This window comes from Agrobacterium tumefaciens, from assembly GCF_009649785.1.
In the GTDB taxonomy this organism is placed as follows: Bacteria; Pseudomonadota; Alphaproteobacteria; order Rhizobiales; family Rhizobiaceae; genus Agrobacterium; species Agrobacterium tumefaciens.
Window position 1 is genome coordinate 368,617 of record NZ_WJOK01000002.1, and the last position, 24,677, is coordinate 393,293.

At 57.9% G+C, this 24,677-nt stretch carries 21 protein-coding genes and 1 tRNA gene; 8 read left to right on the forward strand and 14 right to left on the reverse strand.

The window, feature by feature from the left end; all coding sequences use genetic code 11:
* Positions 1-56: 56 nt before the first annotated feature.
* The 4 genes from fliF (at position 57) to GH784_RS03740 (ending at position 5,601) form a co-directional block, all read left to right on the forward strand.
* Positions 57-1,739, forward strand: coding sequence for a flagellar basal-body MS-ring/collar protein FliF (fliF, locus tag GH784_RS03725; protein WP_003515013.1), 1,683 nt, complete (start codon positions 57-59; stop codon positions 1,737-1,739).
* 372 nt (positions 1,740-2,111) lie between these two features.
* On the forward strand, positions 2,112-2,843 hold the full coding sequence (gene visN, locus GH784_RS03730; RefSeq protein ID WP_003515014.1) for a transcriptional regulator VisN: 732 nt from the start codon (positions 2,112-2,114) through the stop codon (positions 2,841-2,843).
* A 58-nt stretch (positions 2,844-2,901) separates the two neighbouring features.
* Complete coding sequence (gene visR, locus GH784_RS03735; RefSeq protein ID WP_003515015.1) at positions 2,902-3,603, forward strand: transcriptional regulator VisR; 702 nt, start codon at positions 2,902-2,904, stop codon at positions 3,601-3,603.
* A gap of 150 nt (positions 3,604-3,753) precedes the next feature.
* Entirely contained in the window at positions 3,754-5,601 is a 1,848-nt protein-coding gene (locus GH784_RS03740; protein WP_065703805.1) for a methyl-accepting chemotaxis protein, read from the forward strand.
* A gap of 55 nt (positions 5,602-5,656) precedes the next feature.
* On the opposite strand, the gene GH784_RS03745 is transcribed toward GH784_RS03740, so the two are convergent.
* On the reverse strand, positions 5,657-9,166 hold the full coding sequence (locus GH784_RS03745) for a PAS domain-containing hybrid sensor histidine kinase/response regulator (protein WP_003515030.1): 3,510 nt from the start codon (positions 9,164-9,166) through the stop codon (positions 5,657-5,659).
* A gap of 216 nt (positions 9,167-9,382) precedes the next feature.
* On the opposite strand from GH784_RS03745, the gene mscL reads away from it, so the two are divergent.
* The 3 genes from mscL to galE all read left to right on the forward strand — a co-directional run bounded on the left by mscL (position 9,383) and on the right by galE (position 12,488).
* Positions 9,383-9,811 (forward strand): large conductance mechanosensitive channel protein MscL, encoded by a 429-nt coding sequence (gene mscL / locus GH784_RS03750; RefSeq protein WP_003515034.1) that lies wholly within the window; start codon positions 9,383-9,385, stop codon positions 9,809-9,811.
* A 152-nt stretch (positions 9,812-9,963) separates the two neighbouring features.
* Positions 9,964-11,130 carry a pyridoxal phosphate-dependent aminotransferase gene (locus tag GH784_RS03755; protein WP_065703807.1) on the forward strand — a complete coding sequence of 389 codons (1,167 nt, stop codon included), beginning with the start codon at positions 9,964-9,966 and terminating at the stop codon, positions 11,128-11,130.
* Between the two features lie 326 nt (positions 11,131-11,456).
* Positions 11,457-12,488 (forward strand): UDP-glucose 4-epimerase GalE, encoded by a 1,032-nt coding sequence (gene galE / locus GH784_RS03760; protein WP_065703809.1) that lies wholly within the window; start codon positions 11,457-11,459, stop codon positions 12,486-12,488.
* Between the two features lie 27 nt (positions 12,489-12,515).
* Here galE and GH784_RS03765 read toward each other — a convergent pair whose 3' ends face one another.
* From GH784_RS03765 to GH784_RS03810, 10 genes are all read right to left on the reverse strand, one after another.
* On the reverse strand, positions 12,516-13,337 hold the full coding sequence (locus tag GH784_RS03765) for a DUF6030 family protein (RefSeq protein ID WP_025592450.1): 822 nt from the start codon (positions 13,335-13,337) through the stop codon (positions 12,516-12,518).
* A gap of 148 nt (positions 13,338-13,485) precedes the next feature.
* Positions 13,486-13,713, reverse strand: a complete 228-nt coding sequence (yacG, locus tag GH784_RS03770) for a DNA gyrase inhibitor YacG (protein WP_003515047.1) — start codon at positions 13,711-13,713, stop codon at positions 13,486-13,488.
* A 3-nt stretch (positions 13,714-13,716) separates the two neighbouring features.
* On the reverse strand, positions 13,717-14,340 hold the full coding sequence (locus tag GH784_RS03775) for a Maf-like protein (RefSeq protein ID WP_003515050.1): 624 nt from the start codon (positions 14,338-14,340) through the stop codon (positions 13,717-13,719).
* A 34-nt stretch (positions 14,341-14,374) separates the two neighbouring features.
* Positions 14,375-14,593 (reverse strand): translation initiation factor IF-1, encoded by a 219-nt coding sequence (gene infA, locus GH784_RS03780; RefSeq protein WP_003493814.1) that lies wholly within the window; start codon positions 14,591-14,593, stop codon positions 14,375-14,377.
* 210 nt (positions 14,594-14,803) lie between these two features.
* The gene (locus GH784_RS03785; protein ID WP_013635463.1) at positions 14,804-15,292 is read right to left on the reverse strand and encodes an arsenate-mycothiol transferase ArsC; all 489 of its coding nucleotides are present in this window, start codon (positions 15,290-15,292) and stop codon (positions 14,804-14,806) included.
* 2 nt (positions 15,293-15,294) lie between these two features.
* On the reverse strand, positions 15,295-15,768 hold the full coding sequence (locus tag GH784_RS03790) for a UPF0262 family protein (protein WP_003515052.1): 474 nt from the start codon (positions 15,766-15,768) through the stop codon (positions 15,295-15,297).
* Between the two features lie 3 nt (positions 15,769-15,771).
* Positions 15,772-17,070 (reverse strand): histidinol dehydrogenase, encoded by a 1,299-nt coding sequence (hisD, locus tag GH784_RS03795; protein ID WP_003515053.1) that lies wholly within the window; start codon positions 17,068-17,070, stop codon positions 15,772-15,774.
* A gap of 131 nt (positions 17,071-17,201) precedes the next feature.
* The gene (locus GH784_RS03800) at positions 17,202-17,642 is read right to left on the reverse strand and encodes a DUF2948 family protein (RefSeq protein ID WP_065703811.1); all 441 of its coding nucleotides are present in this window, start codon (positions 17,640-17,642) and stop codon (positions 17,202-17,204) included.
* A 115-nt stretch (positions 17,643-17,757) separates the two neighbouring features.
* The gene (gene murA / locus GH784_RS03805) at positions 17,758-19,050 is read right to left on the reverse strand and encodes a UDP-N-acetylglucosamine 1-carboxyvinyltransferase (RefSeq protein ID WP_013635466.1); all 1,293 of its coding nucleotides are present in this window, start codon (positions 19,048-19,050) and stop codon (positions 17,758-17,760) included.
* Between the two features lie 102 nt (positions 19,051-19,152).
* Positions 19,153-19,419, reverse strand: a complete 267-nt coding sequence (locus GH784_RS03810; protein ID WP_013635467.1) for a hypothetical protein — start codon at positions 19,417-19,419, stop codon at positions 19,153-19,155.
* Positions 19,420-19,574: 155 nt separating this feature from the next.
* Between GH784_RS03810 and GH784_RS03815 the strand changes: the two genes are divergently transcribed.
* Positions 19,575-19,649, forward strand: a tRNA-Thr gene (locus GH784_RS03815).
* 196 nt (positions 19,650-19,845) lie between these two features.
* On the opposite strand, the gene GH784_RS03820 is transcribed toward GH784_RS03815, so the two are convergent.
* The 3 genes from GH784_RS03820 to GH784_RS03830 form a co-directional block, all read right to left on the reverse strand.
* Positions 19,846-21,183: a flagellin N-terminal helical domain-containing protein gene (locus GH784_RS03820; protein WP_065703813.1), complete on the reverse strand. Its 1,338-nt coding sequence runs from the start codon at positions 21,181-21,183 to the stop codon at positions 19,846-19,848.
* Positions 21,184-21,445: 262 nt separating this feature from the next.
* Positions 21,446-22,789 (reverse strand): flagellin N-terminal helical domain-containing protein, encoded by a 1,344-nt coding sequence (locus tag GH784_RS03825; protein WP_065703815.1) that lies wholly within the window; start codon positions 22,787-22,789, stop codon positions 21,446-21,448.
* Between the two features lie 591 nt (positions 22,790-23,380).
* Positions 23,381-24,391 carry a flagellin N-terminal helical domain-containing protein gene (locus tag GH784_RS03830; protein ID WP_003515059.1) on the reverse strand — a complete coding sequence of 337 codons (1,011 nt, stop codon included), beginning with the start codon at positions 24,389-24,391 and terminating at the stop codon, positions 23,381-23,383.
* Positions 24,392-24,677: the final 286 nt, after the last annotated feature.

Consider the following 24,677-nt stretch of genomic DNA (forward strand, 5'->3'; position numbering starts at 1 on the left):
ATTGTCATTACGGGGCCAAAAGGTCTCGGACTCTATGAATGACGGTGCGGAACAGAATGAATCTGTTAAATCAAATCCCTCAGGTCTTGAAGAATTTCGCGGCGCTGGGTCAGACACGGTTGTTGATGCTGGGCGGCGTGGGCATTTTGTCCATGGCCATTATCCTTGCAGCAGCACTTTACGTGAACCGTCCCGCTTACGAGACCCTTTATGTGGGACTTGAAAAAAGCGACCTCAACAAGATCAGCATTGCACTCGCCGAAGCGGGGCTGGACTTTCAGGTTGGAACGGATGGCGCCAGCCTCCAGGTTCCGGTCGGCCTCACCAGCAAGGCAAGGCTGCTTCTGGCCGAGCGCGGCCTGCCTGACAGTGCCAATGCCGGTTATGAGCTTTTCGACAATGTCGGTTCTCTCGGCCTGACTTCCTTCATGCAGGAAGTGACCCGGGTTCGCGCGCTTGAGGGTGAGATCAGCCGCTCCATTCAGCAGATCGACGGAATTGCGGCCGCACGCGTCCATATCGTCATGCCGGATGTCGGTAATTTCCGCCGCGGTGAGCAGAAGCCCACCGCATCGGTCATGATTCGAGCCAATGCCACCGCCGGGCGCAAGGCGTCCGCTTCCATCCGTCATCTCGTCGCCTCGGCCGTTCCCGGCCTTGAAGTCGATGACGTGACGCTGCTCGATTCCACCGGCCAGCTCCTCGCTTCCGGTGACGACGTCACCAACGCCGCCATGAACCGCTCGCTGACGCTGGCGCAGAACGTTCAGCAGGAAATCACCACCAATATCGACAAGGCGCTGGCGCCTTTCCTCGGCATGGATAATTTCCGCTCCAGCGTGACGGCGCAGCTCAATACCGACAGCCGGCAGATTCAGGAAACTGTCTACGATCCGGAATCGCGCGTCGAGCGCTCCGTCCGCACCGTTAAGGAAGACCAGAAGTCCCAGGAAACGCAGCCCGATACGGCCGCGACCGTGGAACAGAACGTACCGCAGGCAGCGCCCCAGGGCGGCGCAGGTGGCCCGCAGTCTTCCGACCAGTCTGCCAAGAAGGAAGAGCAGACCAACTACGAAATCAATTCCAAAACGGTCGCCACCGTCAAGAATGGCTATACCGTCGAGAAGATTTCGGTCGCCGTGGTCGTCAACAAGGGTCGCATCGCCAAGATGGTCGGCGAACCCGTCGACCAGGCCAAGATCGACGCCTATCTTGCCGAAATGCAGAAGATCGTCACCTCGGCTGCGGGGGTTTCCTCCGATCGCGGCGATATCGTCACGCTGACGGCGATGGACTTCCTCGAAACGCAGCTGCTCGACGAAGCCGCAAGCGGGCCGGGCATCATGGAAGTGCTCAGCCGCAATTCGGCAGGCATCATCAACTCGCTCGCCTTCGTCGCTGTTGCTTTCCTCGTGGTCTGGCTCGGTGTACGCCCTCTGGTTCGTACGGTCACCGGCAACGGCGCGGCAGCAGGCCAGATCAGCCAGGAGACCGCAGGCCTCGAACTGCCGGATTTCTCTCCCGGCATGGATGCGGGTGCTGGTGGTCTCATGGAAGGGTTTGGGGCGGATTTCGGCTTCGACAGCACCGACGATCTTCTGGCAGGCGGCGACAGCGAAGGCACCTTCAACCGCCGGGTTCGCGAAGGACCCGAGCGCAGGCTCTCCCGCATGGTGGAAATCAGCGAAGAACGCGCAGCCAAGATACTTCGCAAATGGGCAGTGGAAAAAGCTGCATGATTTTGAAAAAGGCCGGGGTTATCCCGGCCTTTTGCGCATTTCCGGGTTCTTTGGTATCTTGGCGCCGCGCGCCGTCGCATTCCCGCTTTGGGACACTGTTTACAAAAAATTCAGCAACGATACAGTTTGCTGGGAATAGGCTGAGAATGCCGTTTATGGATTGGTCAGCTTTTCAGTATGTTTTTTAGGAATAGACGAACAAGGAAATACGTGGAAAGGCTGGTGTCAGGTAATGGCAAATCCCAGTCCGTTCCATAAAATGAAGTGATTCGGTCTCCGGGGGCTCACCATCCCATTTTGGTAAGCTTCTCGAATGGAATGATTCCATCCCGAGGTATAATCTCCCCATTGGGAGCAAGAGGGCGTAGGCGATTGAAAGTCGATGTTGATATCCGCAGGCTGTCTGCCAAGCCTATGGAGGGCATGGGTAAGCCCTTGCCACGCGACCAGCTTGCCAAGAACGTCGCAGCCTCGGCCGCTGCCGGCAACGTTTCAGGCGCGCTGGATCTGCTCGTAACCTACGCCGGCGCCTCGCATTATCTGCTGGCGCGGGAGGATCTTCTCGAAGAAACCGGACTGAAATTCATCATCACATCCGACTGGCCTTTCGATCTGGTGCGCAGGCTTGGTGCCGAACTCGCCAACAGCCAGAACAGATCGAGCGAAATGGAAAAGTGCCTTTCGCTTCTGCAGCCGCGATTGCTTGTTCTTCCGGACGACGTTTCTGTCCCCTTCGGCATCGACCGGCAATATTCGGCGCTTTCCTTCTGTGTGGGCCGCATCCGTCTTTCGCTTCTGCTGCTGTTTCCAGAACACTCGGTTCCTTCGCCGGACCGTCTGCGCGAAATCGCGCTTCTGACCGGCTATTGCGTCAGCTTCGGCATTGCCAGCGAAGCAAAGGCCGTGCGTGACATCGACCTCACAGAACGTGAGCTTGAGTGCCTGTTCTGGATCGCGGAAGGCAAGACAAGCGACGAAATTGCGATGATACTTGGCATTTCGCGCAATACGATCAATAATTACATTACAAGCGTGATGCGGAAAACCGCGACGAAAACCCGCTCGGAGGCAATCGCCTACGCCGTGCGCAACAACCTCGTATAGATGGTCGGGACCCATGGTACAGACGAAAGATAATGAGGGTACGAGTCAAAGCAGCGGTATGTTTTACCGCAGCCCTGTTGTGACAAGCCGGTCGGATCTGTTTCCGAAGCTGGTCGCCATGCAGAAACTGGTCGGCGCACGTAATTTCGTGGTGACGAAGGCTGCCGCCTCCGGCTTCCCCAACAAGAAGAAGCTGACCTGCGAGCTGGAGAACTGGGGCATGAATGCCGCCGAACAGAGCGCGCAGTTCATCCGCGCGGTCGGCGATATTCTTTTGGATCATATCGAGACATCGCTGCTGCCGGTCATCTGGCGTAACAAGAACGCCGGCGGTTTTGCCGATCTTCCTGACGTGCCGGCTTTGATGCGCCGGATCGAGAACGATACATTGCCCTATGCGGGACTGGCTTTGCCGGTGCGGCTCGGCACGATTGGCAACGGCTACATCGTTTTCTGTGGCAGCAACCTCGTTCTCGACAACGAGGTCGTCATCGAACAGCACATTAAATGCTGCGAGATCATGGTCGATATGCTGGCGCTGGATGAGCGCAAGGTGGCACCGTCTGAAGCGTTGAGCGAAAGGGAAATCGCCTGTCTGCAACTGGCGGGTGATGGCCGTATCAGCGAAGAAATCGCGGTGAAGCTCGGGCTTTCGGTACACACCGTCAACGCCTATCTGGGTTCAGCGACGATCAAGCTCGATTCCGTCAACCGTATCCAGGCGATCGCAAAGGCCATCCGGCTCGGATATATCCATTGATTGGGGAGGGGGCGGGCTTCCCGTCCCTGTAAGCCGGCAGGCGCCGGCGCGGCTTGTGTAATCCACCCTAAAAGCTGCTATCGGTACTTCGCGTTTTTTTAACAGTTGCCAACTAGAACTTTTATAAGTTTGGTTTTGGGGAACTGTTTCATGCACAACCGGCTCTTTAAGTCCGTTGCGGGTAAGGTCGTCGTGCTGACGATCGGCCTGATTGCGCTCAGCGTCGCGGCAGTTGGTTTTTCGACATACATTCGCCTGAAGGACAATATCATCACCACTGCGCTGCGTGACACGCACAGCGCGATGCGCGGCATGGCGATCCTTTACGAGATGAAGGTCGGCGGCGTGGCCCTCGAAATGGTGGATGGAGAGCTCAAGAGTATCGGCCGCGCCAGCATCGGGACACTGCGCGACAATGATCTCGTCGACCGCACGGCTGCCGGTAATGGCGGCATCGCGACGGTTTTTGAAGCCAAGGCCGGCGATTATATTCGCATGACCACCAATCTGAAGAACGAAAAGGGCGAGAGAGCAGCGGGCACGAAGCTCGCCACCGACCATCCCGCTTTCGAAAAGGTTTCCAAGGGTGAGGGTTATTTCGGCGCCGCCACGCTTTTCGGCACCAATTACATGACCGGATACATGCCGGTTCTCAACAAGTCCGGAGCGACCGTCGGTATTCTTTTCGTGGGCGTTCCCATGGCCGTCTACGAAGCCCAGATTTTCGGCCTGCGCGACCTGATGCTGATCTGTGGCGCGCTCGCCATGGTCGGCGTGGGATTGCTCGCCTATTTCGTCATCCGGCGCACCCTGCAGCCTCTAGGCAAGCTTACCGATGCGGTTAAGTCCCTTTCGGACGGCAATCTCGATACGCCGATCCCCTATGCCACCAATACCAATGAATTCGGCAACATCGCCCGCGCTCTCGTGATATTTCGCGAGAATGCGCTTGAGAAACTCGCGATCGAGGGCAAAAGCGCCGAGGAACGGTCCGTGGCGGAATCGGAGCGTCACCGCAACGATGCCGAGAAGCAGGAGCTGGACGGCCAGATCGAATTCGCAGTCAGCGAGATCGCGTCCGGCCTCGGCAGGCTTTCGCGCGGTGATCTGAGCCGCACGATCGAGACACCCTTTAACGGCCGTCTGGATCGTCTGCGCACGGACTTCAACGAATCCCTTCTCAACCTGCGCGATGCGCTGGGGCAAATCCGCGAGCGCACCCTGGTCATCCAGCATAGCGGTTTTGAAATCGAGCAATCGTCGGTCGATCTGTCGAAGCGCACGGAGAATCAGGCGGCCTCGCTGGAAGAGACGGCAGCCGCTGTCGAGGAAATCACCGCAACGGTCAGATCGTCGGCCGAGCGGGCGCGCGAAGCCAACGAGGCCGTCCGCATCACCAAACAGAGCGCCGACAGTTCCGGTTCGGTCGTCAGCAATGCCGTGGACGCCATGGGCCGTATCGAAGACGCCTCGCGCAAGATCGAGCAGATCATCGAGGTCATCGATGACATCGCGTTCCAGACCAACCTTCTCGCCCTCAATGCCGGCATCGAGGCTGCGCGTGCGGGCGAGGCGGGCAAAGGTTTTGCGGTCGTGGCGCAGGAAGTGCGTGAACTTGCACAACGCTCCGCGGACGCGGCCCGTGAAATCAAGCAGCTCATCAACCAGTCAACGCATGAGGTGAGCTCTGGATCGAAGCTGGTGCAGGAAGCGGGCACGGTCCTTTCAGCCATCAGCCATCAGATTGTCGCCGTCAGCCAGCATGTCGAAACCATCGCGACGGCGACGCAGGATCAGTCCTCCGCGCTCCACAATGTCAACGGGTCCGTCAACCAGATGGATCAGATGACCCAGCAGAACGCGGCGCTTGCCCAACAGTCGAGCGCAGCCAGCCGGGTGCTGTCGGGCGAAGTGGAAGCGTTGCTCGATCTGGTTCAGCGTTTTCAGATGGAGCAGGGCTCGGCGACCGGCCAGGATCGACTGAGCCGCGCAGCCTGACAATAGAATTTTTGAAAGTCAAAGAGCTCCCGGATCGCAAGGTCCGGGAGCTTTTTTATTCTGCCGCCGCGCGGGCCGTGCTGGATATCTGGTTGATATAGGCCCGCAGCGCGGCCGGTTTGACCGGCTTATGCTGGACGGAAATCCCATATTTTTCCGCATCGCTGCGCACTTCCGGGCTGCGGTCCGCCGTCACAAGCAGGGCAGGGATCGTTTTGCCGTAGAATGTCCTGATCAGGCGGATGGCGCTGATACCGTCGCCGTCGTCGAGATGATAATCGGCAATGATGACATCCGGTGCCGCTGACATTGTCAGGAACGGTTCTTCGAGTGTGGCCACCGAACCTGCGGGTAAGACCTCACAGCCCCATCCCGTCAGCAATAACGTCATGCCCTCGAGGATTTTCGGCTCGTTATCGATGCAGAGTACCCTGACGCCGGCAAGCCGGTCGCTCGCCACCGGATTGGCGATCCCGCCAGCGGCCTTGGCTGGCGTCAGGCGGTCTGCCTCGCGCGGCAGGTGGATACGGAATGTCGTACCTTTTCCGGGTGTGGAAATCAGCTGTACCGGATGGTGCAGCATGCGCGACAGCCGGTCGACAATGGAAAGGCCAAGTCCGAGGCCGGAGGCCGTTTTTGCACCCTCATCCAGCCGGGCGAATTCCTTGAAAACCGTGCGGAATTTGGATGCGGGAATGCCGATTCCGGAATCCGTCACCTGAATGACGACATCGCCTCCCCGGCGGCGCGCGCCAACGATGACCTTGCCACTCAGCGTGTATTTGATGGCATTGGAGACGAGGTTTTGTATCAGTCGCCGCAACAGGTTGGGGTCGGAGCGGACGGTGAGCGAGGTGGGCATGACCACGAGATCGAGGTTCTTTTCCTGCGCCATCGGCGCGAAATCGGTTTCGATGCGTTTCAGCAGCTCGTTCAGCGGCACCGATGTCATGCGCGCTTTCATCGAACCGGTGTCGAGGCGGGAAATATCGAGCACCGCGCCGAGAATGGTCTCTACCGACTCGAGCGCCGAATCGATGTTCTGGACGAGATCGCTTTCCCCCGAGGCGCCAAGCCGCTCGACCAGCGAGGAGGAATAAAGCCGCGCGGCATTCAGCGGCTGGAGGATATCGTGGCCGGCGGCAGCAAAAAACCGTGTCTTGCCGATGTTCGCCTCGTCGGCGGATGCCCTTGCCTCCGCAAGTTCGCGGTTGACGCGGGTAAGCTCGACGGTTCGTTCCGCCACCCGCTGTTCCAGCGTTTCATTGGCCTGTTTCAGTGCCTGATCGCTCGCCACTCTCTGCGTGATATCGGTGAAGGTGGCGACGATACCCTTGTCCGGCATGGTGTTGGAGCGCACTTCAATGATGCGCTCGCCGCCGCCAAGCACCAGCGAGAAAGGCAGGTCCATGGTCAGGAAACTGGTGATCAGCTGTTCCGTGTCGCCCGGCGGCATGTCGCCGCGCTCCTGCAGCATGGAAACGATGTCCGTCAGCGGCAACCCCACCTGCCCGAATTGCTCAGGTAGATCGAGAAGGGTGCGGAAGCGCCGGTTCCAGATCGTCAGCTGCTGCGAGCTGTCGAAAACGGCGATGCCCTGGTCCATCTGCGCCAGCGCCGTTTGCAGCATGTCCTGATTATATTGCAGCGCCTCGCTTGCCTGATCCAGCAGCCAGGCCGTGTCGGCGCTGGTGTCCTCCGCCTTCTGGAGAATGATCGAAAGCACGAGGCGGGCTGAGGAGGAGCCGATGGCGCTGCCCAGCAATTGTTCGGAGAAATGGATCAGCGCCATGTCGGCGGGCTGGTCGTCATTGAGCTTCCTGCCCGCCGTCTTTTCATAGGTCGCCAATGAGCGCAGCATGCGCTCTTCACCGAGATAACGGGCAATCGCGCTTTTGAGATCGCCGACGCTGACGCGGGTTTTCCAGCCGCGCGTGGCGAATTGTGATTTCGAATGGCGCTTCACGAAGATGCCGGACTGGATGCGCTCCACGGGTCGTGGGTTGCGTGAAAGCGAGCCAAGCACGAAAGCCATGCTGTTGACGAGCAGGCTGAGGATGACCGCGTTCACAAAAGGGTCGGCCTCGGGACCGTTGAAGACCGTACTGCCGGAAAACAGGAAGCCGAGAACGGTGGCCGCGACCTCTGAGTTATCAGGCCCGCCGAAGCTTGGCAGAAACAGCAGGTAGGCCCAGACGAAAAAGCCTGAACTCAAACCGGCAATCGCACCGCGCGCATTGGCGCGCCGCCAGAACAACCCGCCGAAAAGGGCAGGTGCCATCTGGGCGATGGCGGCAAATGCCAGGAGGCCGATGGAGGCAAGCCCGGTGGCGCTATCGGCCGCACGGTAATAGCCGTAGCCCAGAAGCATCACCGCAAAGATCGCTGTTCTGCGGATGTTGAGAAGCGTTTTGGCGAAGTTGTCCCGGTGCGGCGAACGGTTCAACAGCTTCTGCCGCAAAAAGATCGGCATGACGATGTCGTTGGAAATCATGATCGACAGCGCGACCGAGGCAACGATCACCATGGCGGTCGCCGCTGAAAATCCGCCGATGAAGGTAATCAGCGAAACGACCGGCATTTGATGCGCAAGCGGCAATTGCAGGACGTAAAGATCGGCGTTGCCATTGGCGCCGAGCGTCAAAATTCCGGCAAGCGCTATCGGCAGCACGAAGATGTTGATCGCAATCAGATAAAGCGGCAGCAGGAACCCCGCCATGCGCAGCTCTTCCGGCGTGCGATTTTCAACCACGGTGACATGGAACTGGCGCGGCAACAGGATGATCGCGAAACCGGAAAGCAGGGTCATCACGATCCAGCGGCTGATGGGCGTGTGATAGGATATGGCCCGCATGGCCCGTTCATTGCCCGACGCAAGTTCCCACAAATGCGAGGGGCCGTCGAAGAGGACGAACAGAACGTAAAAGCCGACGGTGCACATGGCGACGAGCTTGACGAGCGATTCCATTGAAATCGCCAGAATAAGCCCGTCCTGGTGTTCGGTGGCGTCGGTATGCCGGGTGCCGAACATGACGGCGAAGCCCGCCATGACGATGGTGACGAGCAGCGGCAGATCGAGGAAATAGAGGTTGCCGCTGCCAATGCCGTAATCGCCGGGATCGACCATCGTCGCCACCGAACTGGAGACGGCCTTCAATTGCAGCGCGATATAGGGAATGGCGCCGACAAGCGCGATGATGGCGACAATCATCGCCACGGTGGAGTTCTTGCCGTAGCGGGCAGCAATGAAATCGGCAACCGACGTCAGCTTTTCGGTTTTGGCAAGCTCCACGATGCGGCGAATGATCGGCATGCCGATGGTGAAGGCAAGGATCGGCCCGGTATAGATGCCAAGGAATTCCAGCCCCTTGTCCGCCGCAAGCCCGACGCCGCCGAAATAGGTCCAGGAGGTGCAATAGATCGCCAGACTAAGCGCATAGACGAACGGCCGCCCCTTTTTGGGAGCGTTTCTTTTCCGGCTGTTCCTGTCCCCATAACTTGCAACCGCAAACAGCAGCAGGACATAAGCGAAGGCCGAACCGAATATGATCCACCCAGGAAGCACGCATCCTCCCCATGCAACAATCCCTGAAAACGAGCATAGGCGAATTCCGGGCCGTTGAGAATGAGCGCGGTCTGATCATAAAGTTCAAGACTACCGTGCAAAAAGCCTAATAAATGCAATCTTGACGAATTCCAAATGGGACAGGGAATCTATATGGTTGAACCCGTAGGGACAGTCACATAGCTTCAGCTCGCGAAGCAGGAGAGGGACCATCTGATGCTTAACGAATTTAAAACCTTCATTGCCCGTGGCAATGTCATGGATCTGGCCGTGGGTGTTATTATCGGGGCGGCGTTCAGCAAGATCGTCGATTCCGTCGTCAACGACCTTATCATGCCGATCGTCGGTGCGATTTTCGGCGGGTTCGATTTTTCGAACTACTTCCTGCCACTCAGTTCCAGCGTCACCGCCAGCTCGCTTGCCGCCGCGCGCGATCAGGGCGCTGTCTTCGCTTATGGTAACTTTCTCACGGTCCTCATCAACTTCCTCATTCTCGCCTGGATCATTTTCCTGATGGTAAAAGGGGTCAACAAGCTTCGCGCTTCTGTCGACCGGAAAAAGATCGAGGAAAAGTCGGAACCGGCTCCGCCGCCGGAAGACGTCAAGCTTCTCACCGAAATCCGCGATCTGCTGAAGACGCGTTGAAGCTTAGATTGTCCCGGCGCGATATTGCTGACCATGGGTCAGCTCCCTCTCGCCGGGCATCCATCCATAAAGAAAATCCATGACTGTTGCACGGAATATCATGCATATCGCCCGTTCGATGCGATAAGAAGACACCAAACGGAGTGTCTTTAATGTCCATTTTGAACAGTCTGAGTGCGCGCTCTCTGGCGGCTCCCGAGAGCGGCATTGTCGAGGTCGTGAATTATGCCCGGGGACGGGACAATCTTCTGCCGCTTTGGGTCGGCGAAGGCGATCTGCCAAGCCCGGATTTCATCAACAGGGCGGCCATCGACGGGCTCAACAATGGCGAGACCTTCTATACCTGGCAACGCGGCATTCCCGAATTGCGCCAGGCGCTCAGCAGCTACTACGAGCGTCACTTTTCAGCCTCTCTATCCGCAGATCATTTTTACGTAACAGGTTCCGGCATGCAGGCGATTGCGCTTGCGGTGCAGGCGCTGACCTCGCCGGGCGACGAGATGATCTATCTCACGCCCACCTGGCCCAATATTGTTGCCGCCATCGGCGTGGCGGGCGCAAAGGCGGTCGCAGCCGGCATCGATTTCCACGATGGTCGCTGGGATCTCGATATCGGCAAGCTGGAAAGTGCGATCACCGGTAAGACGAAGGCGCTCTTTATCAACACGCCGTCCAACCCGACCGGCTGGACCGCAACGCGAGACAATCTTCGCGATGTTCTGGCACTCGCCCGCAAACATGACCTCTGGATCGTGGCGGATGAGATTTACGCACTTTATCACTATACTGGCACCCGTGCGCCGTCGTTCCTCGACGTGATGGAACCGGATGACAAAATCGTCTTCGCCAATTCTTTTTCGAAGAACTGGTCCATGACGGGCTGGCGTGTTGGCTGGCTTGTGGCGCCGCCGGTCATCGGCCAAGTGATCGAGAACCTTATTCAATATTCCACCTCCGGCGTGGCGCAGTTCATGCAGCGCGGCGCAGTCGCGGCTCTCGACCATGGCGACGGTTTCGTCCGCGAGAACTACGAACGCGCTCTGACATCCCGCGACATTCTCTGCGATGCGCTGATCGCGACGAACCGCGTGGAAACATTGAAGCCGGATGGCGCTCTTTATGCCTTCCTCAAGGTGGACGGCGTGACCGACAGCCGCGCCACGGCTCTGGATATCGTTGACAAGACCGGCGTCGGCCTCGCGCCGGGCACCGCCTTCGGCCAAGGCGGAGAGCTGTTTCTCCGCGCCTGCTTCCTGCGCAACCCAAAGCAGATCGAAGACGCAGCCGATCGGCTTGCGTCCTATATTCTCGGCAGATAACCGCAATCCTGCGATAGCCCGCCCTGCCGCGCCGAATTTGGCCGCGGCAGGCAGATTTTCTACCAAAAGAATCATGGCGAGCCGCTAAAACTACAACCTCACGGCGTACCAATCGACGTGCGGGCTTTTCTGTGCTATGCGCCTTGTGTTCCATTTATGAGAACATTTTCATCTAATAAATAAAACACACTTCATTGCGCTAACCAATCGTAAGCCACCTTTTCATAGGGGCGAGGGATAGGTGGGGTATTTGCTGTGCAAGTAATCAATGATGAAGAATTATTGGCTTTGATGGACGCAACAAAAGCAAACAGGGAAGTAATGTCATGGCTGTTCTGGTCACCGGTGGGGCCGGTTATATAGGAAGCCACATGGTGTGGGCTTTGCTCGACGCCGGTGAAGACGTCGTTGTTGTCGACCGTCTTTCGACGGGATCACGTTGGGCGGTCGCGCCAGCGGCGCGTTTCTATCTCGGCGACGTCGCCGATCGCGACTTGCTCGACCAGATTTTCGAACACAACCAGATCGAGACCATTTTCCACTTCGCTGGCTCCGTCAGCGTCCCTGAATCGATCAGCCAGCCGCTGGAATATTACGAAAACAATACCGGCACGACCCGCGCCCTTGTTGCGGCGGCAGTCGGTCATGGTATCCGCAATTTCATCTTCTCTTCAACTGCCGCGGTCTATGGGAACCAACCCTTTGATGGCCCGGTACCGGAAACGGCAGTTCTCAGCCCGGAAAATCCCTACGGCCTGTCGAAACTCGCCTCAGAAATCATGTTGCGCGATGTCGTGCAGGCACATGATTTCAACTATGTGGCGCTGCGTTATTTCAATGTTGCCGGCGCCGACCCGAAGGGCCGTGCCGGGCCGTCCCCCACGGGTGTGGCGAACCTCATCAAGGTAGCGTGCGAAGCGGCAACCGGCCGGCGCGACAAGGTGGAGGTTTACGGAACCGATTATCCGACCGCTGACGGCACCGGCGTTCGCGACTATATCCATGTCAGCGATCTGATCGACGCGCATATGCTCGCCATGGCGCATCTGCGTGCTGGTGGCGGCACACGAACGCTCAATTGCGGTTATGGCGTCGGCTATTCGGTACTGGACGTGCTGCACGCCGTGCAGCGGGAATCTGGAAACGATTTCCCGGTTATCCATTGTCCCCGCCGCGCCGGCGACATTGCCGCGATGGTTGCGGATTCGAGCCGCATCCAGTCGGAACTCGGATGGTCGCCGCGTTTCAATGATCTCACAACTATCGTTCGCACGGCCCTTCAGTGGGAGGCTAAACGTCAAGCCCAGCGAAGCGACAGGATTCTGCCTGGGCGGCATAAACTGGCAGCGATAGGCTGAGCGGCCGTTGGTTTTCGGGATGCGGTTCTACCTGACGGAAAAATAGAGGACCGGTCGATCCGAAAGAGTGGCAGCGGGAAGCCATTTCTCGCTGTCGAAATAGCTGCGCGTGAGCTTCAGTCCCGGCAATTGTTCCGTTGCCAGCAAAATCAGGTTAAGCCGATGTGGCGCAGACGGCTCCGGCTTTAGGGAGACCGAAATACCGAAATGCTCTGCCTGATAGGGTTGCAGCCTGCGTGCCGGCTCAAGCATGCTGGCAAGGTCGGCCCAGCGCGTCTGCTCGATGATCATCGCCAACGCGTCCTCAAGCTTCGTCAGAATAACGGCACCATCAGGTGTCTGCGGCGCAACCACTTTCATCCTGATAGAGCGAACCTCGTCGGACGCCTCGCCTCTGATGTCGAGAAAAAGCGATGCCCGTTCCGACGCGTTCGCTGTGTCCCCGACCACAAGATCGGCCATGCATTCGAAATTGCGGATCTTCACCGGGCTTGCGTGCCAGCCTTGCGGGTTGGAAAAGCCCGCCGCGGTAAAGCGGTCGCAGAGGTCCTTGCCGGACAGAACGAAGTCACGGGCAAAGGATGCCCTGTCGCCGCCTTGCTCGAATTTCAGTAGATGCGGCGGTAGATTGAGCTTTTGGGCGGTAACCTTTTGCCGCTTGACGGGCTTCATCCGCGCTGGCTGCTCGGCGGAGCGTGTGGCAGGCGCAAGGTTGAGATAGCTCAGCAGGCTTTTGAGATGTTTCTTGTCATTGGCAAGCAGCACCGTTGCCAATATGGCAAGACAAACTGCCAGCACCGCAAACAGCAGCGCGCCAGGCCTTACTCTTTTTTGCAGGCTTGCGTCCATCGGGGAACCCTAATGGCTGCCGGGGGAGGGGCGTCAACCGGTTTTTGATATGGCTTTCGGGCTGTCGGTAACCCGGTGAATGTACTGCGAGCTGAAGGTCATTAAAAATATTCTGTATTCCACCGCCGGATTTTCCGGCGGCGCAACGTTATTCGGAGGAATTTTTGAACGAGTCCTGCTCGTCCGCGCTGCTTTCGTCGTCGGCGACAGGAATGGCGTAGGAACCGTTCAGCCAGCGGGCGAGATCGAGCGAGCGGCAGCGATCCGAACAGAACGGATAGTCTTCCCGTGTCGAGGGCCGCCCGCACTCCGGACATGGCTTCGTTTTCCGAAGCGGCGTGACATTTCCCGAACCTTCAGGAGATGATTTTGTCATGGTCTATCCTTCGAGCCAGCCCGACGTCACCTCGAATCCTTCACCGGAAAGAAGCGACATGGTCTCATACAGCGGCAGGCCGACGACATTGGTGTAGGAGCCGGTCAGTTTCTGCACGAATGAGCCGGCAATGCCCTGGATACCATAGGCCCCGGCTTTGCCGCGCCATTGCCCGGAGGCGATATAGGCGTCGATCTCGCGCGTGGTAAGGCGTTTGAAACGCACCTTGGTTTCCACAACCTTCTGACGGATCTTGCCGCCGGGCGTCACAAGGCAGATGCCGGTATAAACCCAATGGCTGCGCCCCGAGAGAAGATGCAGCGCTGCGGAAGCCTCCTCGGTATATTCCGCCTTGCCGACAATGCGGCGACCCACGGCCACCACGGTGTCGGAGCCGAGAACATAGGCGTCTTTCCACGTCTGCTCGCTCTTCAGCGCCGCATGCGCAGCCTCGGCCTTCTGTAGCGACAGGCGACGGCACAGCGTGCGCGGATGCTCAAGCTTTACGGGCGTTTCGTCGATATCCATCGGCATCAGACGTGCCGGCTCGATGCCGATCTGATGCAACAGTTCCAGACGCCGCGGCGAACCGGATGCCAGAACGAGCTTTTGTTTTGAGTTGGTCATTGCGCTGCCCGGGCTTCCGAATGCCGAAAACGGATTACTTGAAGCGATAGGTGATGCGGCCCTTGCTCAGGTCGTAAGGCGTCATTTCGACCAGCACCTTGTCGCCCGCCAGAACACGGATACGGTTCTTGCGCATGCGGCCGGCAGTGTGGGCGATGATTTCGTGTTCGTTCTCAAGCTTCACGCGGAATGTTGCGTTCGGCAGCAATTCGGTTACGATGCCCGGGAATTCGAGGACTTCTTCTTTTGTCATGTAAGGGTTTTCTTCCTGTTGATAGTGCCGGACCTGTCGTGTCCGGGAAAATTGCGCGGAAACTACACAATCCCGGCACATTTGTGAACCTCTAAAGCATCACGGCGAAAATCGGAACCGATTTTCGCCAGGTGAGAGGTGCGGATCGAATAAATGCCTGTCCTGTGCGGCGTTTGAAGTATCTGGTCCGATCGAAACGGACACTCAACCTCAGTCTTTTGAAAGCGTATCCGCCGCCGGCTGCGGCCTACCTGGCAGGCGTTCGGCAATCAGCCTGGCAAGATGGTCCCGCACCTCGCGATAGGCATCGAGAATCTGGTCCCGCGTGCCGGTGATGACGGTTGGGTCCATGGTTGGCCAATAGACAACGTCGAGTGAGTTCGAGCGTGTCAGTTCAAGTGCTGCGTGATGAGCTTCGGGTGTCAATGTAATGATCAGATCGAAAAAATCATCCTCGATCTCGTCCAATGTGCGCGGTTTGTGTTTGCCGAGCGAAAATCCCTGTTCTTCCAGCACCGCATCCACAAAGGGGTCACGCTCGCCCGCCCGCACGCCGGCCGACTGGATGTAGATGCCGGGTGCCACCAGTCGTTTGGCGATGACCTCGGCCATGGGAGAACGGATGGAGTTCATACCGCACATGAAGAGGACCGATTTGGGAGCCTGTCCCCCATTTGGAGCCGTGGCGGGATCTCTCATCTCTAACCCCGCCAATAAAGCACACAGACAAGGGTGAAGAGACGGCGCGCAGTATCGAAATCGATTTTGATCTTGCCGGAAAGCCGGTCCATCAAAGTCTGCGAGCCGTCATTGTGAATGCCCCGCCTGCCCATGTCGATCGCCTCGATCTGGCTTGGAGTGGAGGAGCGTATCGCCTCGTAATAGCTTTCGCAGATCAGGAAATAATCCTTGATGATGCGGCGAAACGGCGTCAGCGACAGGATATGGGTCGAGACGTCCTTCTCGTCTTCGGTCTTGATCGAGAAAACCAGCTTGGCATCGACCAGCGATATGTGCAGCCGGTATGGGCCGCCCTCATGGCCGAATGGTTCGAACGTGTTTTCCTCTATCAGATCGAAAATGGCGACGGCGCGTTCATGCTCCACGTCCGGCGTGGACCGGCCGATGCTATCGTCCAGAACCACATCGCAGAGCCGGAAATCGCCTGAAGCCATCTCTTAACTTTCCGGGTTGAGGCGAATGGAGACGGAGCGCGCATGCGCGTCCAGCCCCTCCGAACGGGCAAGGGTGATCGCCGCCGGCGCAAGCTGCCGCAGCTGCTCAGGCCCGAGACGCAGGATCGAGGTACGTTTGACGAAATCCAGCACTGAAAGGCCGGAAGAGAAGCGCGCTGAGCGCGCCGTCGGCAGAACGTGGTTGGAGCCGCCGACATAATCGCCGATCACCTCAGGCGTATGGCGCCCGACGAAGATCGCGCCGGCATTGCGGATATGCGCCATCAGCGCGTCCGGATCGTCAACGGCAAGCTCCAGATGCTCGGCCGCAATGCGGTTGGCCAAGGGAATGGCATCGGTGAGCTTTTCGACGAGAATGATCGCACCGAAATCCGCCCAGCTCGCCGCTGCCGTCTCGGCGCGCGACAGCCGTTTCAGCTGCCGTTCCACCGCCGCCTCCACCGCCTTGCCGAGTTCTGCATTGTCGGTGATGAGGATGGACTGCGCGCCACGGTCATGCTCCGCCTGCGCCAGAAGATCGGCGGCCAGCCAGTCCGGATCGTTGTCCTTGTCGGCAATGACAAGCACTTCGGAAGGCCCGGCGATCATGTCGATGCCGACAGTTCCGAAGACATGCCGTTTCGCGGCCGCCACATAGGCATTGCCGGGGCCGACAATCTTGGCGACAGGCGTGATTGTTTCCGTGCCGTAGGCGAGTGCAGCCACGGCCTGTGCGCCGCCAATGCGGTAGATTTCCTCAACACCTGCGATGCGCGCGGCGGCAAGAACGGCGGGGTTTATCACGCCGCCATTCGCCGGCACGACCATGACGATACGCTCTACACCGGCAACCTTGGCCGGGACGGCATTCATAAGGACGGAACTTGGATAGCTCGCGGTGCCGCCGGGCACATAAAGGCCGACAGCTTCGATCGCCGTCCAGCGTGAACCGAGGCCCACACCGATCTCGTCTTCGTAGATATCGTCCTTCGGCATCTGCCGCGCATGGTGTTTTTCAATGCGCCGGGCTGCGAGTTCGAGAGCTTCGATGACACTTCTGTCAACGGCTGCGACGGCCGCATCGATCTCTTCCGCTGTCACCCGCATCGAGACCTTCGAGAAATCGATCCCGTCGAATTTAATGGAGTAGTGGGCCAGGGCCGCATCGCCGCGATTGCGGACGTCATCGATGATGTCGCGAACGGTCGCGTTGACGTCTTCCGAAACTTCCCTCTTGGTTGTCAGGAAGGCAGCGAATTTCTGTTCGAAATCAGCCGATGCCCGCTCCAGCCAGATTGCCACGCCATTACCCTCTCATTTTCCTCGCGGCGATCCCGCGAGGTGCACGAACTCACCGCAGAAAAATGCGGCTCTGGTATGTGGCATAAATCGAAACAGTGACGAAAGGCAACCGTTGCAATGGCGTGGAGAGCTTATTCGCTATCGGGATGATGCGGTTTGGCGGCAGTTTCCCAGGCGCCGCTCACATCCGTCAGCTGCGCCTCGATGCATTCGACATCGAGTGCGATAGCCCCGCCGCCCGAAAGCGTCAGTTCGACGGCGCCATCAGGACCTTCGCCGTTCTGCACGAAGCGGATTGCAAGGAGCGAAAGCACCTGTTCCTTATCATTGCGATTGATGCCGTGCGAGCGGACGGCGGAGACCCGCTTCAGGAAAACCACGCTGCGGCATCGCTCCGGCGGCAGGTTCTTCTTATTCGCGCTTTCCCAGACGAAACGATTGGCGGAAAGTGTAAATTGGCCCTGCTTTGCCTCGAATGCAACGTCCTTCAGTTTGAAGACGCTGTCCTGCATGTGCGTCGAAATGACGGAGAGATCTTCAGTATCCAGCGCGAGCAATTTCAGGCCGCTCATCGTTTTCTTCCTTTTCCGCGGGGCCGCGCCCGCAATGTCTATTCCTTGTACAGGAAATAGGCAGTCGCGGCCCGCTCTGCAACGGGGAGAAAACGAATGAGCGGCGATGAAAGGATCAATCGCTGACGCGTTCGACCAGCGCACCGCAGCGGGTGAGCTTTTCTTCAAGCCGTTCGAAACCACGATCGAGGTGGTAGACGCGCGAAACCATGGTCTCGCCTTCCGCCACCAGGCCCGCAATGACCAACGACACCGAGGCGCGCAGATCGGTTGCCATGACAGGCGCACCCTTCAGGCGGGTAACGCCTTCGATACGGGCCATCTGCCCGGAGAGCGAAATCTTCGCGCCGAGACGGGCCAGTTCCTGCACATGCATGAAGCGGTTTTCGAAGATGGTTTCGGTAATGTGGGATACACCCTGCGACCGGGTCATCAGCGCCATGAACTGCGCCTGAAGGTCGGTAGGGAAGCCGGGGAAGGGTTCGGTGACGATATCGACCGGCTGAATGCCGTTGCCGTTGCGCACGACGCGCAGACCGGTCTCCGTGTCGCTGATCGACACTCCGGCAAGCCGCAGCGTGTCCAGCGCATTGTCGAGCAGCGATGCACGCGTGCCTTCCAGCACCACATCACCGCCAGCCATGGCAACGGCCATGGCATAGGTGCCTGTCTCGATACGGTCAGGCAGCACCCGGTGGCGTGCGCCGGAAAGCGATGTGACGCCCTCGATGGTGATGGTGGAGGTGCCAGCGCCTTCGATCTTCGCGCCCATCGCAATCAGGCAGTGCGCTAGATCGACGACTTCCGGTTCGCGGGCGGCGTTGTGAATGACGGTGGTGCCTCTTGCAAGGCTCGCGGCCATCAGCATCACATGCGTCGCGCCGACGGAGACTTTCGGGAAGGTATAAACAGCGCCGATAAGGCCGCCCTTCGGAGCGCTGGCGTTGATATAGCCGCCATCGATCTCCATCGTTGCGCCAAGCGCCTGCAGGCCCTCGATGAACAGGTCCACCGGACGTGTGCCGATGGCACAGCCGCCGGGCAGTGAAACGCGCGCACGGCCTTCACGGGCCAGAAGCGGGCCGATGACCCAGAAGCTGGCGCGCATCTTGGAAACCAGCTCGTAAGGTGCGGTGGTGTCGACAATGGTGCGGCAGGTGAAGTGGACCGTGCGGGAATAGGCTTCGCCCTGGCTTTCGCGACGACCATTGACCGAAATATCGACGCCATGATTGCCGAGAATACGGATGAGCTGCTCGACGTCCGCCAGATGCGGCACGTTTTCGAGCGTTAGCGTGTCGCTGGTCAGAAGCGAAGCGATCATCAACGGCAAGGCGGCGTTTTTCGCGCCGGAGATGGGAATGATGCCGTTGAGCTTGTTACCACCCGTAATTCTGATGCGATCCATGCGTCCCTACGGGCCTGTGCCCGCCTTTCTTAATCATGCCTTGCGGAAATGCGCGTCCTTAGACGAGTTTCCGCGGCGTTTCAAATGATGCTGGTGAATTCTCTATGAGGATGATTCGTCCGTTTTTGCGGCAGGCAGGCCAATCGTCTCATCCGCATCGCCGGCCCGGCGCGCGCGAACCTGCTGTTTGCGCTTCTGCAGGTTTTCACGCAGCTTCTTCGCTGCCCGCGCCTTGCGCTCCGCCTCGCGTTGCCGCGCCTTCTCGCCGGGACCTGCCTGCGCGTTGCCGCTTGCCGCAAGGGCAACGGGGTCTTCTGAAGCGTTCACGGAAACCGCCGCCTTTGCCTGTTTGTCATGATGTTCGTTCATAAATTCAGCAATATCCGAAAAATACGTTTTTCAACAGGGGGAACGCTTTTTTGCCCCGCTTGTTGAAGAATATCGTTTTGCGACTTGCGCTCGTCAAAAACCTATGGCAATAGGCCGCCACGCTTGATGCTGAAGCAAACGCTTCGGCACCGGATGCTGCTATAGCTCAGGGGTAGAGCACTCCCTTGGTAAGGGAGAGGCCGAGAGTTCAAATCTCTCTAGCAGCACCATTTTCCCCAATAAAATCAGAAATTTACGCAACGTGCCGGTGGGTCTTGTCCACGATGTCGGCTTGCTTTTTCGCAGCATTCTGCACTGGTCTCGGTAAATGTGAAAACCGCGCCTCTTGCGAAGCGCGGTTTCCATTTCCGAATATTCTGTTGCTGCCAGAGCGGGACGAAACCGCCCGTAGCCAACGGGCGCCGCTTACTGGCGGAATAGCGACAGGATATTCTCGGAGCTGGTATTGGCGATGGAGAGCGACTGGATTGCCAGCTGCTGCTGTGTCTGCAGAGCCTTCAGCTTGGTGGACTCTTCGTTCATGTCTGCGTCGACGAGGCGGCCGACGCCCTTGTCGATGGAGTCTGTGAGCTTGTTGACGAAATCTTCCTGAAGATCGAGGCGCATCTTGATGGAGCCGAGATCGGCGCTCGCGCTGATCAGCGATTCCAGCTTGGTGTTGACGAACTGGATCATGTTGTCGAGGCCGTCATTGTCCGTCAACGGCTGGCCCTTGGCGTCCAGCAAACCGCTGAGATCCTTGGTGATGTCGAGATCGATCAGCGAGTAGCCGAGCTTCTGTGCCATCTGGGAATCTGCGGCGGCGGTTTCGAGGTAAATATTGTTATTGGACGAACCGCCGGTTCCGATTGCCGTTACAGTGGTGCCTGCAGGCATCGGCGCGGTATTGTTGGCTTTTACGTAGAGGGCTTCACCCGCTGCGTTTTCGCCGATCTTGAAGTAGGTGCCGTTGTTTCGTGCGGTTGTCGCCGCAGCAACGGTTACGAGGCCGGTTACTGCGTCTGGAGCAGAAACTGTGGTCGTCGTCCCCGAGGGGAAACCCAGAAGCTGGGATTGCGTGAACACCTTTGCGGTAGAGGGCGTGTTTGTGGCAACACCTGCGGGTGTGGTCGTGGTAATCTCGAAATTGCGCAGGGAGCCTGTATCGGAATAATAGGCGGCGCTATCGAGGATACCGTTTTTCGCCGCACCGGTCGAGGTATCGAAAAGGGCAGTCTTGTTGTCGACCTGAACGTTGATCGTCTTGACTGCAACATTGCCCGCGCCGTCACGGATGAAGGAGCCGACGATCTGCTTCGTTATGGGGGTGAGGTTGCCGGATGCGTCGCTGATCTTGCCCTTAAGCCAGTTTTCGCCGGAGAAGGAGGCGGATTCGCCGATGCTTTTCAGCTGGTCCTGGAGCTGACGGATTTCTTCCTGAATCTTTGCCTTGTCGACGCCGGCCTCGCGGGCGGCAACCAGCTTCTTGCTGATTTCCTTGACGACATCGACAGTGGTTTCCATGGCGGAATAGGCTGTATCGACCTTTGCGGCGCCGAGGCCGAGGGCGTCCTGAACAGCGGAAAGAGCACCGTTATCCGAACGCATGGTGGTCGCGATAGACCAGTAGGCGGCGTTGTCGGACGCGGTTTTGACGCGCAGGCCGGAGGAGACGCGCGACTGCGTTTCTTCCATGTCGCTGCCGATTGCGCGGAGGGTCTGAAGGGCGGCCATTGCCGCGACGTTCGTCAAAATGCTGGTCATAATTATTTGCCCCTTGATTGGCTTAAATGAAAAGGGACATTCCGGATTGCCGCCGGTAACGATCGCGCGGCTTGATGCCTGTTAACCTCTTTTTCGTCTTGGTTAACCAATCGTTTCGATGGCTAGGTTTTAGGGCCCGAATGGTTAACAAAGCCTAAACTGTTGTTAATAAAAATTAGGAAATAATAATTTCTCTTAACCATGACGGAAAAAGCCGCACCCTTTCGGATGCGGCTCGATTTTTTGGCGATGTCTTTTCCGATTAACGGAAGAGCGACAGGATGCTCTGCGAGTCGTTGTTGGCGATCGACAGGGCCTGAACAGCCAGCTGCTGCTGGGTCTGAAGAGCCTTCAGCTTCGTGGATTCTTCGTTCATTTCAGCGTCGACGAGACGGCCGATGCCCTTGTCGAGCGAGTCGGTCAGCTTGTTGACGAAGTTTTCCTGCAGTTCGATGCGCATCTTGACCGAGCCGAGGTCGGCAGCGGCGGACGTCATGCTCTGGAGCTGCTTGTCAACGAAGGAAACCATGGCGTCGAGGTACTGGTTTTCCGAGACTGCCGAGCCGTCGCTGTTCTTGAACGTGCCGGTCAGGTCCTTGGTGATGTCCAGAGACGTCAGGGAGTAGGTGAGCTGCGTTGCGAGCTGGGCGGTTGCGCCTTCTTCCAGGTAGATCTTGGTGGTGCCGTCGAGGCCAACGGCAATGTTGGTCTTGGTTGCCGGCAAAGTCGGCGCAGTCGTGTTGATTTTCACATACTGGTCGTTGCCAAGATTGAAGTAGGTGCCGTTGACGTCGGGGACTGTCGCATCGGCGTTAGCGATCGTGACGATACCCGTTGCAGCAGCGGTGGTGAAGGTGACGGGGGTGCCGGCAGTTGCTTCCTTCAGACCCTTCAGTTGGGCTTCAGTGTAAACCTTGGCTGCTGCAACCTTGGTCACCGGCTGGGCGGCGCCTACGCCGTCCGAGTCATTGGTGATTTCGAACAGCTTGTAGCTGCCCGTGGAAGAAAAATAGGCGTAGGAGTCGAGGACGCCCTGCTTGTCCTTTGCAGCGCCCGAAGACGTGTCGAAAAGCACCGTGTTGCGGCTCAGGTCAACGTTGACGGTCTTTACGGACACGTTGCCGGCAGCGTCGCGGATGAAGGAGCCAACGATCTGCTTGGTGACGTTTTTCAGTTCGCCAGCACCGTTGCTGACGGTTGCCTGCAGCCAGTTTTCACCGGAGAAAGACGAGGAGCTGGAGATCGACTTCAGCTGATCCTGCAGCTGGGTGATTTCTTCCTGGATCTTGGACTTGTCGACACCGGGTTCGCGGGCGGCAACCAGCTTGTTCTTGATTTCCTTGACGACGTCGATGGACGATTCCATACCCGAATAGGCGGTATCAACCTTGGCGGCACCGAGGCCGAGGGCGTCCTGTACAGCGGAAAGAGCGCCGTTGTCGGAACGCATGGTGGTCGCGATCGACCAGTAAGCGGCGTTATCGGAAGCTTCGCCGACGCGCTGGCCGGAAGACACGCGGTCCTGCGTCGTTTCCATGTTCTGGCCGATGGAGCGCAGGGTCTGGAGTGCAGACATAGCTGCTACGTTAGTGAGAATGCTCGTCATAGTAAATTTGCCCCTTGAATGGCTGATTAAAGAAGGGACATTCCGGTCTCACCGGGAACAGCGCACAGCATCATGCCTGCTAACCTGCTGATTTTTAATGGTTAGCTCGCCGTTTCGATGGCTCTAGCTAACCTCCATATGGTTAATGAAGAGCTAAGGGTCGCAAAAAAATGCACACGCTGAGATTTTATTATGCAATCTTCGCGCGCATGCGCGCGTAGCCTGAAATGTTTAAAAAATAATAAAGCCGCACCCGTTTCCGGATGCGGCTTTGGTAAAAGGGCAATACGCTTGGGTCAGCCTCCGTCACGTTTGCCTGTATCACGCAATTGCAAGACGGTCAGCCTCCGCTTGCGATCCTGCGTGTAGTGTCATTCAGGCCAGCGGCTATCCGCTTGTCCATGCCCAAAATCTGACAGCCGGTGCTTTCCAATTCCCTAATTTCAGGGCGCTCCCGGCGCTTCGCTCAAATCGTGGTAAATGCTTTCAAAGCAAGGATGGTAAACGAAATCTTCCCGTTTGCGGAGCACTCCACAAATGGAAAACCGCGCCCTTTCGGGCGCGGCTCGACTTTTGTAATTTTCGGTCCGATTAACGGAAGAGCGACAGGATGTTCTGCGAGTCGCTGTTGGCGATCGACAGAGCCTGGATTGCCAGCTGCTGCTGCGTCTGCAGAGCCTTGAGGCGGGTCGACTCTTCGTTCATGTCGGCGTCAACCAGACGGCCGATACCCTTTTCCATCGTTGCCGTCAGCTTGGAAACGAAGTCACCCTGCATCGAGATGCGGTTGGAGACCGCGCCCAGATCGGCAGCAGCGCTGTTGAGGGTTTCAAGCTGCTTGTCAACGTGGGTGATGAGCTTGTCGAGGATGTCGTTGTCCGTTGCAGCGGCAGTGCCGAGCATGGTGGCACCAGCGCCCTTGTAGATGCTCAGGTCGGAAATATCGAGGTTCGAAACCGACTGCTTAACGCCGTCTGCGACAGCTGCCTTGTCGAGGATGCCCGTACCCTTGCCGTCTGTTACAGCGCCGGTATCGAACAGAACGTTCGAGCCGCTGAGCTGCAGATCGACGCGCTGAACCTTAACGGCGCCAGCGGAGTCACGGGTGAAGGAAGCAACAACCTGCTTCTTCAGGTTGGCAATAGCCGCATCGTCAGTACCGGCAGCGAATGCTGCGCCGTCGTTGGATGCTTTCGTCTTCAGCCAGTTTTCACCGTTGAAGGTCGCGGAGTCGGCGATCGACGTCAGCTGCTTCTGGAGCTGGCCGATTTCCTTCTGGATCTTCTTCTTGTCGGCAGTCGGGTCCTGGGCAAGGATCAGCTTGTCCTTGATTTCCTGAACGACCTTGATCGTCGCTTCCATGCCGGAGTACGCGGTGTCGACCTTGGCTGCGCCGATGCCGAGTGCGTCAGAAACGGTGGAGAGCGCCGAAGCGTCCGAACGCATCGTGGTCGCGATGGACCAGTAAGCGGCGTTGTCGGAGGCGGAGCCTACCTTCAGGCCGGTCGAGATACGACCCTGCGTGGTCTCCATGTTGTTGCCGATCGAACGCAGCGTCTGGAGAGCAGCCATAGAGGAGGCGTTGGTGAGAATGCTTGCCATAATATTTTGTCCCTTGTTTTTACGAGATACTGGAGTTGGGGACATTCCGGACTTTGTATTACCGGTCACAACGTTTCGGCTTCATGCCACTCGGTTCCGAATTACTTGCCTTTGGAAACCAAACCCGCTGTGTGTAGGGAGAATTTGGCAGCAAAGAATTGCCCAATTGTTAATTTGAGCACTAAGAAATACTAGAAAATACTTATGGTTACTGCGACGTATATTTAATTGGTAAGTTTTTAATTTAAAATTATAGTTATCTGACCCCTAGCAAAAACGGTAACCA